Here is a 15425-nt window from a genome sequence, read left to right on the forward strand (position 1 = left end):
CATTCAAATTGCGAAGCTGCGGCTGGGGTGCTGCCCCTTCTATATGGACGATCAGTTCATCGCGTTGAGCGAAGGACGAACACAGGGCGCAGACAATGAAAGGCATTTCAACCTCGTCGTCAATGACTACTTCTGCGTCCGGGAACTAGAGTCGAACAGCAAGGCGATTAAGCGGAGGTTCACTAAAGTGAGATTTTATAGATAGCGCTTCCAAATTTTTTGGAACGGCTCCATGATATTGAAGGAGAATGTCTCGCACAATACCTTTAAATGTTGAGGAAGTCCGTAGTGCTGTAAGAAAACCAAGTCAAATTTTATTGCTTCCGCAGAAGATATTTGTCGTCTAAGAGAATTAATCTGTGCAAGCCCTGTGATCCCTGGTCGAACCCGGAATCTCTGCTTATATACAGCACTTAGGGTCGTTTTTTGAAAGACATTCGGGCGTTCTGGTCGAGGTCCCACAAAGCTCATATCCCCACGAACTATGTTAATAAGTAGTGGCAAAACATTTAGATTTGCCTTAACCAATAGTTTCCCCAACGCCGTTTGTTCTCGTATACCCTGTCTATTCGAATAAGTATTTGCTCGTCTTCGTGTTCTAAATAAAAGATATTTAAACACCTTACCATCTCGTCCCACAGCTTCAATACCTTCGAAGCCGCTCCCCCGCGTTTCTAGACGTATCAAAACATACACTGCAAACAAAACCGGAAAAACTATCAAAATTACCAATAAAGCCAACCAAAAATCAAACATACGAATAAAAATTGGAGTCCATGGAGAAATTTTTCCTAAACGGTGATAATGGTCAATTAAAAATGCCGCTCGACCAGTATCTAGAGCAAAGAATAATTTGCTCATTCGCCCCGGATATGTATCTAGGTCTGCCAACCATTCTTCTCTATACCGCTCACGTATGGATATGGATAGATTCCTTGTATTCCAATTGATTATGGCAACCGCAAGGCGAGAGGACCATTGAATAAGCTCATCAATAATAATCGCGAGTAATATCGTGAGGGCGATTGTGCCTAAACTCATGCAAATCCTCTGCCTTCAATGGTAATAAAAGCTTCAATCGTTTTCACTTGGCCTCTTGCGGTAATTTTATAGAAACGTTTGCGAGGACGCCCTACGTTAGAAGGCTCCACATCCTCCCATCGACTTGTAAGCCATCCAGCGTCTTCAAAACGCATCAAAATAGGATAGAGGGTACCAGAAGACAAACCTGTAACCATTCTTATGTCGGCCCCAGAGAGGTGGTCTTGTGGGCTTGTTGCAAACATTTGCAGAACTCTCAAACTTTGCAAGCTAAGTCGAGGCTCTTTTTTATCAGAATCTATCATAGTAGCAAGTCTACATAGGGATTGAATCCTTGTCAAGATCGCGAAAACCATTTCGGCGCGCTGAATGGCGAATACCTCTAATTTCTTATTCTTCCCTGTCTTATAAAGGCTTCAAATGAAATCTAATATTTGAATTCACTGCCCTTTAATTCTTCAATCTCGCAAAAGCCGCCGCCATTGCGCCGCTAGGTTCAGGTTCCCGTTTTTGTTGTTGCGACTTGGGCCGCGATGAATCATCCCTTCTGCCACCACGATGTTCGGGTGTGTCGCTACGCTGCTCAGGCTTGCTTTCACGCTGCCCCGCTGTATCTGCCAAGCGCATGGTGAGCGCAATCCGCTTCCGCTTTTCGTCAATCTCCACCACCTTGACCTTCACCACCTGCCCCACCTTGACCACGGTATGAGGATCTTTCACGAATTTGTCGGCAAGCGCGGAAATATGCACCAGCCCATCCTGATGCACGCCGATATCCACGAATGCGCCAAAAGCGGCAACGTTGGTCACCACCCCTTCCAGGATCATGTCCGGGCGCAGATCCTTCATCTCGTTCACGCCCTCCTTGAAGGTGGCGGTGGTGAATTCCGGGCGCGGGTCGCGGCCCGGCTTTTCCAGTTCACCCAGGATGTCGCTGATGGTCGGTATCCCATACTTGCCATCCGCATACTTCGCGGGATTCAGCGACTTCAATAGCGGGCCGTTGCCGATAATCGCCTTGATATCCTGCTTGAGGTCGGCGATGATTTTTTCCACCAGCGGATACGACTCGGGATGCACGGCCGAGGCATCCAGCGGGTTGTCGCCGTTCATGATGCGCAGGAACCCAGCCGCCTGCTCGAAGGTCTTGTCGCCCAGGCGCGGGACTTCGCGCAGAGCCGCGCGCGACGTAAACATTCCTTTTTTGTCGCGGTAAGCGACGATGCTTTGCGCTACGGTGCTGTTGAGCCCGGACACCCGTTCCAGCAATAGCGGCGAGGCAGTATTGACATCCACGCCCACGGCATTGACACAATCCTCCACCACGGCATCAAGCGAACGCGCGAGCTGGGTCTGTGCGACATCGTGCTGGTATTGGCCGACCCCGATGGACTTGGGATCGACCTTAACCAGTTCCGCCAGCGGGTCTTGCAAGCGGCGTGCAATGGATACGGCACCGCGCAGCGATACGTCCATATCGGGCAATTCGCGCGAAGCGAATTCGGAAGCGGAATAGACCGACGCGCCCGCTTCCGACACCACGATCGAGGTCAGTTTGAGCGCGGGGCGCAGCTTGATCAGGTCTCTCGCCAGCTTGTCGGTTTCCCGCGAGGCCGTGCCGTTACCGATGGAAATCAGCGATACTCCATGTTTTTCAGCCAGTTTTCCCAGAGCATGCAGTGATCCCTCCCAATCGTTCTTCGGCTGGTGGGGATAAATCACGGCGGTTTCCATGACCTTGCCGGTGGCATCCACCACCGCCACCTTTACGCCGGTGCGCAGGCCAGGGTCGAGGCCCATGGTGGCGCGCGGCCCGGCGGGTGCCGCCAGCAGCAGCGCCTTCAAGTTGCGCGCAAAAACATGGATGGCCTCGGTTTCTGCACGCTTGCGCAGTGCGCCCATCAATTCGTTTTCCAGATGCGGAAAACTCTTCACCCGCCAAGTCCAGCGGACGGTATCGCTGAGCCATGCGTCAGCCGGCCGGCCCTGATTTTTGATGCGGAAGCGGGTGGCAATATGCGCCTCGCAGGGATTGAGCGGTGCATCCCATTTGGGTTTTTCCGCTTCGGAATCGAGCCGCAAGCCGACATGCAGGATTTCCTCGCGGCGGCCACGCAGCATCGCCAGGGCGCGGTGCGAAGGGATGGTATTGATCGTTTCGGAAGAGTCGAAGTAATCGGCAAATTTGGCGCCCTCTTCTTCTTTTCCCTTGATGATCTTCGACTCCACTACGCCATGCGCCAGCAGGTATTCACGTAGCCATTGAAGCAGCGTTGCATCTTCGGCAAAGCGCTCCACCAGGATCTGGCGCGCGCCTTCAAGCGCGGCTTTGGCATCTTCCACACCCGGGTTGTCGCCCTGATCGGTGGTAAAAGCGGCTTTCAGGTATTTACCGGCTTCTTCCTCGGGTTGCAGCATTGGGTTAGCCAGCAACGCATCCGCCAACGGTTCCAACCCGGCCTCCAGTGCGATTTGCGCCTTGGTGCGGCGCTTTTTCTTGAAGGGCAGATACAGGTCTTCGAGGCGCGTCTTGTCTTCCGCCTGGTTGATCGAGGCCAGCAATGCCGGTGTCATCTTTCCCTGCTCCTCGATGGAAGCAATGATCGCGGCGCGCCGGTCCTCCAGTTCGCGCAGATAGGTCAGCCGCTCCTCCAGCAGGCGCAACTGGATATCGTCCAGCCCGCCGGTAGCCTCCTTGCGGTAGCGTGCGATAAACGGCACAGTAGCGCCTTCATCGAGCAAGGCAATGGCGGCGGCAACCTGTGCAGGCTTGGCGGCAAGTTCATGGGATAAACGTTGTTCGATGGATGGCAGCATAGGTCTGATTGGGGAATAATGTTTTTGAATATGCCTGATACGGCATGGCGAGGCAGGTCTGACGCAGGACCGCGCCCATCATATCATCGATGGCGGCTGATCCGGAGGCGAGTGCCGCGCAGACAGGTTAAAACCCGGATTCACGAGTCCAACGAAATAACCCGTGAGTGCCAAATAGTCCACCCCGCTCGGGCTGGGCTATTTTTTTCAGGCTTTGAGTTTTCGTATTTCCTCTGCCAGTACCCACAAGGCGCGGTTGATCCTTATCTTTTGGTCAATGCCGGTAACAGCGCGAGCGGTGGTGGCGCGTCCGTTGCTGCTGCGGCCACGCAAACCGCCCCTCTTCCCTTTATCTGACCTTGCAGGCAATTAACATTGTTCTTTCATTTGTCTTAGCACCAAATGCACCTTGAAAACCGCCACCTATCGCTGCCATACTTTCACTGTTTCTATCAAGTACGTCGTAGCCGTGTGTGCCGCATATTTCACCTGCTGCTGAGTAACACTTATCCCAGCCTCTTGCAGTTCCACTACAATTGAGTGCATATGCTTTACGGCCGTCTGGCCCATAACTTTCTCGTACAGTCGCACAGCCTGTTAAGAGCATTGCTACAAGGAATGCGGTTATCCCACTTTTAAACATTGAAAGGCCCTAAAGGTGAAAAATTATGGATGTTTACATTTTATTCTTATATTTTAGGCTTTATGGCTGAGCTAGCGAATTGGACTTAAGTACAGCAGAACATCTACTCAACCAAAGGTTTGCCAAGCAAGAGAAAACTTTTGTTTGGCAGGCCTAAAAAGCCGGAAATTTCCATTTTAGACCGGTGCTGATTTTGGGTCCCACCATTGAGTATTAAAGTAAAATTTGGTGAATCAAATACGCTGTATGCGACTTTGGAAAGCGTGAAGCTGTCAGAGTGCTAATGGGGTCATGACCACGTCTATTATTCATTCACCGCAAACAGGTTCCTGCACCTGGCTCTGATAGCTTCTTAAAAATATTCTTGTCATTATCTTTGCTGGTTTGCTCACGGTCACCTACCGCCGATTTACCTTTTCAAACCTTTTGTATCTGTTAATAGCAATCTTCCTCACCTGCATGCCGTCGGCACAAATACCGGCTATGCCCAATCCCTATCGGGGTTGGTTGAAAGAATTGTTCGGCCTGAGCAGAAATCCATATGATCGCGTTATCCATTTCGGGTTTGAGTTCCTGCTGACCTATCCGTTTCGAGGGCTTATGGTACGCACCAGCAACGTTCGAGGCTGGGCGGCGAACTGGCTGCCGGTAAGCTTGATCCTGACCGCGAGTATTGGCTTTGAGGTAATGGAATCATTGGTAGCCAAAATTGTCAGTCCCGGCACTGGGCCGGCGTAATAGACGGCAATCAAATCAATGGCATTGATCTCTCAATCACGCCGCGTTCAGCCGGAATAGATAACGAGAATTTTCTCTACTGGACGCTTCAGGGGCAAGCGCTTAATCCTTGGCGCCCATCGCCTGGGTTTTCGGAGCCGCAACCCCTCCCTGGTCTACATAGATAAGCTTCTTTGTATCGAACCCCAGCTCGTCAGCTTTTTTTATAAACCTTTGCAATGCTTCGTCGTCGACGTGCGGCGTTCTGGAAAGAAACCATAAATAACTGCGATCCGGTCCGGTGACGTACGAATACTGGTAGGCGGCTTCATCCAGGTCGAACACCACGTATGAACCATAAAATGGGCCAAAGAACGACACCTTGAGATAACCGATGTCAGGGCTTTCCACGAAATACGCCTTGCCCTCCGCTGTCCGCCACACTTTTTTCTGCGGATCATATCCGCTGTTCAGGACCCGGATGCCGCCGTCCTCACGGAGGCTGTAATTGGCCGTGATGTTGCTCAACCCTTTTTCATACGAATGCTCGAGCCGCGCAATCTCGAACCAGTCTCCGAGATATCGCTGGGTATCGAAGTTCTTCACCGGGGTAATCCCCTTGGGAACCCCCACCGCGCATCCTGTCAGTATCAGCGAATATGCCGCTACCAGTATAAGCAATAATTTTTGCATTGGGCTTCCTCTCCAATTTGTTGAACGGCGACGTGCCCTCATGGCGGATCAGCGTTACCGCTAGAATATCGCAACCCGCCGCCCGCGGAAAGATCTATTCAGAGACTCCCTCGGCACCACCCCGAGGGTGCGTGGCTTTCTTGCCCGCATCCGCGCGCCTGCGGTACATCCCCGCCCGCATCAGCAGCATCGCGGTTACGGGCGACGTGCCTACCACAAACAGCGTGATCAGCACCTCCTGGAACACCAGCCGGTGTGCCTGCAAGGAAGCAATCAATATCGACGCCAGCAATACGCAACCCAAACCAAGCGTATTGCCCATGGTAGGCCCGTGTATGCGCGCGAACAAATCGGGCAATCTCAGCAAGCTGAATGAGCCGATCAGCGTCAGCACGCCGCTGGCTATCAATAGCAGTGAAGCCAGCAGATCGGCCCATGGAGGAATATCCGGGATTGTCATGGCTCGATCACCTCTCCGCGCAGCAGGAACTTCGCCATCGCGGCTGAACCGACGAAACCGAACAGGGCAATCAGCAGGGCGATATCGAAATAGATTCTTGAGCCGAACTGGATACCCAGCGTCAGCACCGTCAACATGCTATTAACATATAATGTATCGAGCGCCAGCACGCGGTCTTCGGCGGCTGGTCCCCGCAACAGGCGGATCGCCGCGCATAGCATGGCCAGCGCGAACGCGATCAGCGCGAAGGATAGGGCCCAGGGCAACAGTGTAGTCATTCGAAAATCTCCATCAATGGACGTTCGTAACGGTGCTTGATCGTGCGAATCCAGGTTTCCTCATCCTGCAGATCCAGCACATGAAGCGTCAGGTCGCTCCCATCCGCCGACAGGCCGGCCCAGACGGTGCCCGGTGTCGCGGTAATTATACAGGCCAGCGCCGCCAGCCCGTATGGATCGCGCAGATCGATGGGTATCTTCATGAAGCCCGAATTGGAGCGCCGTTTTGCCGAGCCCAGGATGACGCCCGCGACGGCAATATTCGAGCGGGCGATATCCAGCAGCACAACAAAAATGAGCCTTGCCGCGACCAGCAGATGGTGGGGGCGTGCGCGTAATGGCCGCATGACAGCCGTCCCGAGCGTGATGGCAACCGTCAGTAACAGGCCCAGCAGCAGCTGGCCGGGCGCCAGCGTATCGTTGAGCAGGAACCATAAGGCAAGCAGCATCACTGTGAATAATGTCAGGGACGGCCAGCGCTTCATCGCCTTATTCCCCCTATTCCCCCGATGATCTCGATTACCTCTGTCTCTTGCAAGGAATGCGGTACCGCTCCGCCTCCCAGTACCGTGTCGATGTACGTCTGCGGCGAGGACAACGAATGTCCCGCGAGACCCAAAAAATCCGATGCCGGGCCCGCCCCTGCCGTCAGCGCCACACTGAGCAGAAGCAGCACGGCGACGGGTGCCGCTTCGATCAGGTGCAACTGCGGCGTCACGATCTCGTCCGAACTCCAGAACAGCCGCACGCCCATTTTGCACAGCGCGATGATGCCGACCAGGCTCGACCCCAGCACCGCCCCCCACAGCACCCACACCGATATCGGCAGCGCCTCGAGCGGCGTGTCGAGTGGTACGGTATCCAGCGCCGCGGAAAGAATCCAGAACTTGGCGACGAAACCCGATAATGGAGGCAGCCCGGTCACCAGGAGCGCGCATGCGATGAAGCTCATGCCCAGAAATGCCATTGCCGCCGGTATGACGATTCCCACGGCCTCGTCGGGACGGCTGGGATCAAGCGGTTCCTCAAGACCGGATGATTCGTCCGTATCTTCCGCAACGTCCTTGCCGGATCGCTGGGTACGCTCGATCATCTCGCTCAGCATGAAGAAAGCACCCGTCGCCAGCACCGAGCTGACCAGATAAAACAATGCGGCGCTCTTCATCCCGGCGCCGCCCAGACCGAGCGCTGTCAGCAGCGTGCCGGCCGATGCGATGACACAATATGCGGCCAGCCGCTGCAGCTGGCGCGCGGCCAGCATGCCGGCGGTGCCCAGCAAAAGGGTGGCCAGGCCGATGCCGAACAGCCAGTCGTCACCGAACGGGGCCGGGGCACCCAGGTGGCCGGCTGAAATGAATGAGTCGGATAACAGCGAGCCCAGGCGCAGCAACGCGTAAATCCCTACCTTTGTCATGATCGAAAATATGGCCGCCACCGGCGGCGCGGCGGCGCTATAAGTGGTCGGCAGCCAGAAGTTCAGCGGCCACGCTCCCGCCTTGAGCAGGAAAGCCACGCCCAGGATCGCCGCGCCGGTCTCGAACAGGATACGGTCGCCGTCCGCCAGTGCCGGAACGCGTACGGCGAGATCCGCCATGTTCAGCGTTCCGCTTGCACCGTAGATCAATGAAACCCCGATCAGGAAAACAAACGATCCCGCCAGATTGACGGCGATATAGTGCAGGCCTGCCTTGACCCTGGCCGCGCCCAGGCCATGCAGCGCCAGGCCATAGGAAGCGGCCAGCAGTACTTCCACGAATACGAACAGGTTGAACAGATCGCCGGTCAGGAATGCGCCGTTTATTCCCATGACGATAAACTGGAACAGCGACTGGAAATGCGGCCCCATCCGTTTCCAGCGCGCCAGTGCATACACCAGCGATGCCAGTGCCAGCACCGCGTTGAGCAGCAGCATCACCGCCGACAGCCGGTCCACCACCAGCACAATGCCGAATGGCGCCTCCCAGCCTCCCAGCAGATAGACAGCAATGCCTTCCGGCCAGGTCTCCGGCATTGCGTCGCTGACCACGTAAGTCAGCGCAACCGCGACCGCCAGATTCGCCAGTGCGGCGCAAAGGGCAACGATCGTGCGTTCCGTGCGCCGCGCTTCAGCGAACAGCAGCATGGTCGCCCCCGCCAGCAGCGGGATGACTATCGGAAATATGGGAAGATGCTGTATCCAGGTATTCATGGCTCCAGCTCTTCGCCTTCGACATGGTCAGTGCCCGTCAGGCCGCGTGAAGCCAGCAGCACCACCAGAAACAGCGCCGTGGTGGCAAAACCAATCACGATTGCCGTCAGGACCAGTGCCTGCGGCACGGGATCATCGTAGAGCGATGAATCGGCTTGCCTGAGGGTATCGATGATGGGAACGAGCCCTACGGTCAGCCGCCCCATTCCGAAAATGAACAGGTTTACCGCATACGACAGCAAGGTAAGTCCCATGATGACCTGAAAGGTGCGCGGACGCAGAAGCAGCCACACCCCCGATCCGGTCAATACGCCAATTGCCAGGGCATAGATAACTTCCATCAATTCTCCTTGCTGGCGTACGCTGAAGTACCGGCCGGAGTCTCTGAGGCCTGCGCGGTGGGCGCCGTTGCCAGCCCGGCTCCGGGTTCCACGTATGCGGTGCCCTGCTTGCGATGTCCGCGCCGCGATTGGTGTGCCAGCGCCACCAGGATCAGTACCGTGGCGCCGATCACCAGCAGAAATACACCGATATCAAACAACATCACGGTGGAAAGATGCAGCTCGCCGATTAGCGGCAAGACCGTATGCCATGTCAGGGCAGAGAGGAATGGACGCGCCGCCAGCCATGCCGCCAAACCGGCGCCCAAAGCGCACAACAGGCCCAGCGCGATCCAGTATTGCGGAAAAATCCGGGTGCGCGATTCTGCCCAGGCGGTACCCCCCACCAGATATTGGAGGATGACCGCCGTCGCCACGATCAATCCGGCGACAAAACCGCCGCCCGGCTCATTATGTCCGCGGAGGAGAAAGAAAACCGCTACCATGCCCGCGATCGGCAGCAGCAATTGCACGATCACCCCCGGCAGCATCATCGGTCCCGTTGGAAGCAATGCATGCGGGTCCGGCGGTAATGCACCGGTTTGCCCGTCCTGATCCCGCTGCTGGACCGGCAGTTCCATGCTCTCGGGTGCAGGGCGGAAGCGTCGCAGCAATGCGAAAACCGTCAGCGCCACGATTCCCAGGACTGTGATTTCGCCCAGCGTATCGAAACCCCGGAAGTCGACCAGGATCACATTGATGACATTGGCGCCACCAGCGAGCGGCAGGGAATTCTCGATGAAAAATGGTGAAATGCCTTCCACCGCCTGCCGTGTCAGTACCGCATAGCTCAACACGGCCAGGCCGGTGCCCGCAATTATCGCCAGCACCAAGTCCCGCAGCCGCCGGGTTCGGGCACGCAGGCGTACACGAAGCGGGACCTGTTTGTCGTCCACCGATTTATAGCGCGGAGGAAGCCAGCGCAAACCCAGCAGGAGCAGGACAAGCGTCACCACCTCCACGATGAGCTGTGTCAGCGCCAGGTCGGGCGCGGAAAACCAGACGAAGGTCATGCAAGTGGCGAGCCCCGCCGCACCCGCCAAGCTGAGTGCCGCGAGACGATGGTACTTGGCCTGGGTGGCGGCGCCGATCGCGCAGGCCGCGCCGACGAGCCACATGAGCGCGAAAGCCGGTTCAACCGGTGCCACGGACATATTGCTCCTGGGCAGCCCCCCGTTTGACAACGGGATCAGCGCGCTCGCAAATACCGCGCAGATCAGCAGCAGCAATTGAACTTGCAGCCGCTCTGTCGACAGCCACTGCGTCAACCAAACCGCCAGGGCGTCCAGCTTTACAAGAAGGAATTCAAAAATGAGTTTGCCGTCCAGGTGGAAGCGGTCGATCAACGGCACCACCGCCGTACCCTGTTGATATTTGCCAAGCATCCTGTACAGCACGACGCCGCCGGCCATTGCCGCCAGGCTCATGATCAGGGGCAGATTCCAGCCATGCCATACAGCCAGGCTGTAGAACGGCATGTCCGGCCCCAGCACGGATCGCGCTGCCATATCCAGATATGGCCCGACAGCTCTCGCGGGAATCATGCCGACCACAAGACAGGTCATCACCAGCAGCGCACTGGGAAACAGCATCCAGAACGGGGGTTCGTGCGGTTTTCTTGGCAAATCCGTGGCGGATGGCCCGAAATATACTTGCAGGATAAAACGCAGTGAATAGGCGACGCTGAATATTCCCCAGATCACAGCCATTGCTGGCAAGCCGATGCGCGTGATCGCGTTGCCGCTGATGAATATCGTCTCGGTGAAAAACATCTCCTTCGAGATGAAACCATTGAGCAATGGCACCCCCGCCATCGCTGCCGCCCCAACCGTGGCAAGCGTGGCGGTGAGAGGCATCGCGCGGTACAAGCCGCTCAGCCGCGACAGGTCGCGTGTACCGGTTTCGTGGTCGACTATGCCGGCCGCCATGAATAGCGACGCCTTGAACGTCGCATGGCTCATGATATGAAAAATGGCCGCTATCAATGCAAGTGAACTGTTAAGTCCGAGCAGCAGCGTAATCAGACCCAGATGGCTAATGGTCGAATACGCCAGCACGCCCTTCATGTCACGTTGAAAAATTGCCATGTATGCGCCCAGGACCAGCGAGCAAAGACCCGCGCTGCCAATGATCCAGAACCACTCATCGGTGCCTGCGAGCACGGGCCAGAGCCGCACGAGCAGAAACACGCCCGCTTTAACCATCGTCGCCGAATGCAGATAAACGGATACCGGCGTGGGTGCCGCCATCGCATGCGGCAGCCAGAAGTGAAACGGAAACTGGGCACTCTTGGTCAGGGCTCCCAGCGCGACCAGGATCAGCGCCGGCAGGTACCATGAATGCGCCCGAATCAGCTCGCCCGAAGCCAGCACTACATCCAGATCATAACTGCCCGCGATGCGCCCCAGTATCATCACCCCCGCAAGCAGGCACAACCCGCCTGCCGCGGTGACGGTCAGCGCCATGCGGGCGCCGTGACGCGCATCGGCACGGTGGTACCAGTATGCAATAAGCATGAATGATGTCAGGCTGGTCAACTCCCAGAACACCACCAGCTGAATCAGGTTGCCCGACAACACCACGCCGAGCATGGCGCCCATGAAAGCCAGCAGGAATGAGAAAAAACGCGGCACGGGATCCTGCGCAGACATGTAGTAGCGCGCATACAGCACCACCAGCGCGCCCATCACGGTCACCAGCATGGCAAACAGCCATGCGAAGCCATCCATGCGAAACACCAGATCCAGACCCAGGCCCGGTGCCCATTGCAACGTCTCCCGCAGCACCTCCCCTTCGGTTATTTGCGGATAGCACTGCAACGTCATTGCCACGCAGGCAACCGCGACCGCACCCGCAAGCCAGGCCTCGGCATTGCGGGAGTGGGAAGGCACAAACGCAGCACAGAGACTGCCTACGAATGGCAGGACGACGATCCAGACTAGCGACATGACATGTTGATTTAACCTAAATCCGGCAGGTGGATAGGGGAAGCGGATTCACCAAAAAGAAGATTAAGTTACGCAAAAATATTCCTAAATCATAATACGAGAAGCGGTCATCCGCCGGAGTCAGGGTTGATTCTCCCAGGAAGGGGCAGACCCTGACCAGTCCGCTCGATCCGGCGAATATGCCCACCTGCGGGCAAGAGCATCCGATACATTGAGATGAAAGCAGAACGGGCGGAAGCGAGCGATGCGCCACAACCCGGGCTAAGCAGTTTACATGCCAGCCCTAATAATATCATTATCTGTGAGACGCTCGCCCTGAAGAACTGGTACTCATGGCGGCACGGGTAAATGAAGAAATTACCATCCGGCGGTAAAATGGACTTGAATGCCGGACAATGATTTACCATGCTCGTTCTTATATGGCGGCTGCGTTAAAAAGCAAGTAATATCTAAAGCGGCGTTTATCGACAAGATCAACGCATACATTCGGCACTCCCTTTACCGGCTTTTAATGAACGAACCGACGCCGCCTTGAGGATGTCGAACTCACCGTGGTTAAATAACGGATCATCGTTCAGAATGAAAGCTGCGATTGCCATGGCAACCGCTTCAAGTATTATCATCCCGGCCTATGCGATGTAGAGAACCGTGACACCCACTCAAAAAACAGATTTGAAAACGGATTTCATTGTCCTGGGCATGGGTTGCTTTTGGGGCGCTGAAAAGCGCATGGGAGAAATTCCCGGGGTCGTGGATGTGGAAAGCGGCTATGCAGGGGGCGATCTACCCGGCGCGGGCTACCAGGACGTCCTTGATCACGAAAGGGCGCTTCGTACCGGTAAAGCAACCGCACGTAATCATGCGGAAGTCGTCAAAGTGACTTTCGATCCTGCCAAAGCAACGCTGGAAACGATTTTAGGCAAATTCTGGGAAAGCCATGACCCCACCCAGGGCGATCGTCAGGGCAATGATATTGGCAGCAATTACCGCAGCGCGATTTATTATCATGATATCGCCCAGAGAACCACGGCGCTGGCTACCCAAGCGGCATACCAGGCAGCGCTCGATGCTGCGGGTATTGGCTGGATAACCACCGAAATTCTGCCGGTGAAAAACTATATCGCGGCCGAGGAATATCATCAGAACTATCTGAAGAAAAATCCCGGTGGTTACTGCGGCCTGGGCGGTACCGGCGTAAAATACCCCAAACCGGCTGAGAACGTTGCGCAGAGCGACGTTCCAGCCGATGCTGCGGGCAGCTCCCTCAAGTCCCGTACACCCCTGGATAGCGGCAATCTGAATCTCGCGCAGCAACTCATCGTGTTCGAAGCTGAGAATTGCGAGTTTTGCAGGCTCTTCGACCAAGACATACTGAACCACTGGCAAGCCGAAGTTCCCATCGTCGCGACCATGAACGTCAATCCGCCCGCTGGCTGGGAATTGGAGAAACCCTTGTTCGCCGCACCCACCATTGTGCTGTTCAGAGATGGCAGGGAGGTGACCCGTTACACCGGCTACAATGGTGAGAAAGCCAATTTCTGGAAATGGCTGGGTTTTCAGCTGTTATCCCCTGAACAGCAAAAAATTGCCTTCCAGCAAGGCACCGAGCCTCCCTTTACCGCCACTAACCTGGATGAAAAACGTCCCGGAAAATTTGTTGACCCCATCACGGGTGCAACCCTTTTTCTCAGCAATGCCAAATTCGACAGCGGAACAGGCTGGCCCAGCTTTTTCGATCCAATTGAAGGGGCCGTTACCGAGCATGAAGATAAGACGCATGGGATGAGGCGGGTCGAAGTGCGCAGCGCGAGCTCCGGCATTCACCTTGGGCACGTGTTTAACGATGGGCCCGCTCCCACCTTCAAACGCTATTGCATCAATGGAAATGTCTTGAAATTTGTGCCCGACAAGAAATAACTGTGGCATGTTGCAGTTTTCTGGGGATGGGTACCGGTCAGAATCCGAATCCGGCACGATTGATTGCAGTTTTTGGAAGTGCAGAAACAGCCCGATGATGGGGGCGCTTTCGCTCATCCATCCCCATGGACTCAAGCCGGGAGTCAGCAGTCTCTGACGGAATTGAGCCGCCTATTATTTTCAGCCTCACGGAAACCCGATGATTCTTGTTGAATAAGGAGCGCACGCATGGAACCACTCATCCGGAAAATCATTCTGGCGACCGATTTTTCAGAGGCTTCTCAAGATGCCATTCGCTATGCCGTGTGGATGGCTAAGTCACTCCAGGCAGAGCTGAAGGTTCTGCATGTGTTTGAACCGAGCGGGTGGATGGTTCCCTCACCCTACTACTTCACGCCTGGATTCGAACAATGGGTGGATGCCAGCCTCGATAAAACCCGGCAGGCAGGAAAAGAATCCCTTGAAGCCCTGGCCGAGTCGCTGGACATGCAAGCCGAAACTATCTTTGCCGAAGGCCCGACGGGTAAAGAAATTGTCCGGATCGCCGCCGAACACCGTGCCGATCTGCTCATTCTTGGTACGCATGGCTACACCGGTTGGAATCATTTAACTTTGGGGAGTATCGCGGAATATGTGGTCAGGCATGCCGCCTGCCCGGTCCTCACTGTCAAGCCACGCCAGCCTTCCTGACGAGAAGCAAGGATTAACATGAAAATCGGGCCGTGCAGCCGCAACGGCTCTGCCAGGGTAAGTTTACCTATTGCTGCTTGATATCCCTGTCTTTTGCATCCTTCGCATTGCCGGTGAGGACGAGCACCATCGCTTCGGTTTTTGCATTTTTCACTATTGTGTCCACATAGGATTGCGCGAAAACCGGGTCTGTCTTTTCAGCGACCAATGCCAGCTGGAGCCGCTGAACATTCTTTTTGCATGAATCCTCCGCTGTATCCACGACCAGGCGGGCATCGGGCGAACCCGCTCTCATTTTTTCAGCGTTCGACCAGACACAGATCGAATACTCTTTCGCGGCCTTTTTGGCGATCTCTCCCACTGTTGTCTTTAACGGAGGCGCTGAGATTTGGGGCACCGGGATTGAAGGAGGTATGTTTTTGCATCCCGTAAGCGTAAGGAAACACATCCCGGTCATGGTAACGACTTGTCGCATCTGCATGGATATTCTCCGCCATAATCCGGTTTAATTGGCACCCGGTTCATCGGCACGGTTACCGGCACGGACCCGTATGGGCCGAGCCAGGATTAAACCATATTATATCCTTAAATCTGAAGCAACTTGCATGCCATAATCTAAAAGTCCTATTTAATAATTTAAAAACATATTGTTA

At 55.4% G+C, this 15425-nt stretch carries 15 protein-coding genes; 3 read left to right on the forward strand and 12 right to left on the reverse strand.

The genetic code is table 11. The features are described from left to right. Window positions 1-195 precede the first annotated feature (195 nt). The 3 genes from EBAPG3_RS10725 to EBAPG3_RS10735 all read right to left on the reverse strand — a co-directional run bounded on the left by EBAPG3_RS10725 (window position 196) and on the right by EBAPG3_RS10735 (window position 3858). Window positions 196-1041: a sugar transferase gene (locus EBAPG3_RS10725; RefSeq protein ID WP_004181321.1), complete on the reverse strand. Its 846-nt coding sequence runs from the start codon at window positions 1039-1041 to the stop codon at window positions 196-198. Further along, the gene (locus EBAPG3_RS10730; protein ID WP_227869199.1) at window positions 1038-1346 is read right to left on the reverse strand and encodes a PadR family transcriptional regulator; all 309 of its coding nucleotides are present in this window, start codon (window positions 1344-1346) and stop codon (window positions 1038-1040) included. The genes EBAPG3_RS10725 and EBAPG3_RS10730 overlap by 4 nt, the downstream gene beginning before the upstream one ends. 145 nt (window positions 1347-1491) lie before the next feature. Continuing rightward, complete coding sequence (locus EBAPG3_RS10735) at window positions 1492-3858, reverse strand: Tex family protein (protein ID WP_004181320.1); 2367 nt, start codon at window positions 3856-3858, stop codon at window positions 1492-1494. Between the two features lie 1003 nt (window positions 3859-4861). Here EBAPG3_RS10735 and EBAPG3_RS10740 point away from each other — a divergent pair. Beyond that, window positions 4862-5239 (forward strand): DUF2238 domain-containing protein, encoded by a 378-nt coding sequence (locus tag EBAPG3_RS10740; RefSeq protein ID WP_081607308.1) that lies wholly within the window; start codon window positions 4862-4864, stop codon window positions 5237-5239. Window positions 5240-5341: 102 nt separating this feature from the next. On the opposite strand, the gene EBAPG3_RS10745 is transcribed toward EBAPG3_RS10740, so the two are convergent. The 8 genes from EBAPG3_RS10745 to EBAPG3_RS15570 all read right to left on the reverse strand — a co-directional run bounded on the left by EBAPG3_RS10745 (window position 5342) and on the right by EBAPG3_RS15570 (window position 12764). Beyond that, window positions 5342-5911, reverse strand: a complete 570-nt coding sequence (locus tag EBAPG3_RS10745) for a lipocalin family protein (protein ID WP_004181315.1) — start codon at window positions 5909-5911, stop codon at window positions 5342-5344. A gap of 94 nt (window positions 5912-6005) precedes the next feature. Beyond that, window positions 6006-6371, reverse strand: a complete 366-nt coding sequence (gene mnhG, locus EBAPG3_RS10750) for a monovalent cation/H(+) antiporter subunit G (RefSeq protein WP_004181314.1) — start codon at window positions 6369-6371, stop codon at window positions 6006-6008. Next, window positions 6368-6649, reverse strand: coding sequence for a K+/H+ antiporter subunit F (locus EBAPG3_RS10755; protein ID WP_004181313.1), 282 nt, complete (start codon window positions 6647-6649; stop codon window positions 6368-6370). Before EBAPG3_RS10755 ends, mnhG begins: the two co-directional genes overlap by 4 nt. Beyond that, window positions 6646-7134, reverse strand: coding sequence for a Na+/H+ antiporter subunit E (locus tag EBAPG3_RS10760; RefSeq protein WP_004181312.1), 489 nt, complete (start codon window positions 7132-7134; stop codon window positions 6646-6648). Before EBAPG3_RS10760 ends, EBAPG3_RS10755 begins: the two co-directional genes overlap by 4 nt. Beyond that, window positions 7131-8837: a monovalent cation/H+ antiporter subunit D gene (locus EBAPG3_RS10765; RefSeq protein WP_004181310.1), complete on the reverse strand. Its 1707-nt coding sequence runs from the start codon at window positions 8835-8837 to the stop codon at window positions 7131-7133. Before EBAPG3_RS10765 ends, EBAPG3_RS10760 begins: the two co-directional genes overlap by 4 nt. Then, a complete protein-coding gene (locus tag EBAPG3_RS10770) occupies window positions 8834-9178 on the reverse strand; it encodes a Na+/H+ antiporter subunit C (protein WP_004181309.1) in 345 nt (114 codons plus the stop codon). Before EBAPG3_RS10770 ends, EBAPG3_RS10765 begins: the two co-directional genes overlap by 4 nt. After that, a complete protein-coding gene (locus EBAPG3_RS10775) occupies window positions 9178-12165 on the reverse strand; it encodes a monovalent cation/H+ antiporter subunit A (RefSeq protein ID WP_051049127.1) in 2988 nt (995 codons plus the stop codon). Before EBAPG3_RS10775 ends, EBAPG3_RS10770 begins: the two co-directional genes overlap by 1 nt. Before the next feature lie 473 nt (window positions 12166-12638). Then, entirely contained in the window at window positions 12639-12764 is a 126-nt protein-coding gene (locus EBAPG3_RS15570) for a hypothetical protein (RefSeq protein ID WP_257789914.1), read from the reverse strand. A gap of 130 nt (window positions 12765-12894) precedes the next feature. Here EBAPG3_RS15570 and msrB point away from each other — a divergent pair, with 130 nt between their 5' ends. Both msrB and EBAPG3_RS10785 read left to right on the forward strand, forming a co-directional pair. Beyond that, a complete protein-coding gene (gene msrB / locus EBAPG3_RS10780; protein ID WP_237089671.1) occupies window positions 12895-14082 on the forward strand; it encodes a peptide-methionine (R)-S-oxide reductase MsrB in 1188 nt (395 codons plus the stop codon). Window positions 14083-14310: 228 nt separating this feature from the next. Further along, window positions 14311-14772: a universal stress protein gene (locus EBAPG3_RS10785; RefSeq protein WP_004181298.1), complete on the forward strand. Its 462-nt coding sequence runs from the start codon at window positions 14311-14313 to the stop codon at window positions 14770-14772. 67 nt (window positions 14773-14839) lie between these two features. On the opposite strand, the gene EBAPG3_RS10790 is transcribed toward EBAPG3_RS10785, so the two are convergent. Beyond that, a complete protein-coding gene (locus EBAPG3_RS10790; RefSeq protein WP_004181295.1) occupies window positions 14840-15253 on the reverse strand; it encodes a hypothetical protein in 414 nt (137 codons plus the stop codon). Window positions 15254-15425 lie beyond the last annotated feature (172 nt).

Source organism: Nitrosospira lacus (genome assembly GCF_000355765.4).
Lineage (GTDB): Bacteria > Pseudomonadota > Gammaproteobacteria > Burkholderiales > Nitrosomonadaceae > Nitrosospira > Nitrosospira lacus.

Coding starts and splice junctions, on each gene's coding strand:
- EBAPG3_RS10735 (WP_004181320.1), bottom strand. CDS start 3,858: ATGCTGCCATCCATCGAACAACGTTTATCCCATGAACTTGCCGCCAAG.
- EBAPG3_RS10725 (WP_004181321.1), bottom strand. CDS start 1,041: ATGAGTTTAGGCACAATCGCCCTCACGATATTACTCGCGATTATTATT.
- EBAPG3_RS15570 (WP_257789914.1), bottom strand. CDS start 12,764: ATGGCAATCGCAGCTTTCATTCTGAACGATGATCCGTTATTTAACCAC.
- EBAPG3_RS10760 (WP_004181312.1), bottom strand. CDS start 7,134: ATGAAGCGCTGGCCGTCCCTGACATTATTCACAGTGATGCTGCTTGCC.
- msrB (WP_237089671.1), top strand. CDS start 12,895: ATGGGAGAAATTCCCGGGGTCGTGGATGTGGAAAGCGGCTATGCAGGG.
- EBAPG3_RS10755 (WP_004181313.1), bottom strand. CDS start 6,649: ATGACTACACTGTTGCCCTGGGCCCTATCCTTCGCGCTGATCGCGTTC.
- EBAPG3_RS10765 (WP_004181310.1), bottom strand. CDS start 8,837: ATGAATACCTGGATACAGCATCTTCCCATATTTCCGATAGTCATCCCG.
- EBAPG3_RS10775 (WP_051049127.1), bottom strand. CDS start 12,165: ATGTCGCTAGTCTGGATCGTCGTCCTGCCATTCGTAGGCAGTCTCTGT.
- EBAPG3_RS10770 (WP_004181309.1), bottom strand. CDS start 9,178: ATGGAAGTTATCTATGCCCTGGCAATTGGCGTATTGACCGGATCGGGG.
- EBAPG3_RS10790 (WP_004181295.1), bottom strand. CDS start 15,253: ATGCAGATGCGACAAGTCGTTACCATGACCGGGATGTGTTTCCTTACG.
- EBAPG3_RS10745 (WP_004181315.1), bottom strand. CDS start 5,911: ATGCAAAAATTATTGCTTATACTGGTAGCGGCATATTCGCTGATACTG.
- EBAPG3_RS10785 (WP_004181298.1), top strand. CDS start 14,311: ATGGAACCACTCATCCGGAAAATCATTCTGGCGACCGATTTTTCAGAG.
- EBAPG3_RS10730 (WP_227869199.1), bottom strand. CDS start 1,346: ATGATAGATTCTGATAAAAAAGAGCCTCGACTTAGCTTGCAAAGTTTG.
- mnhG (WP_004181314.1), bottom strand. CDS start 6,371: ATGACAATCCCGGATATTCCTCCATGGGCCGATCTGCTGGCTTCACTG.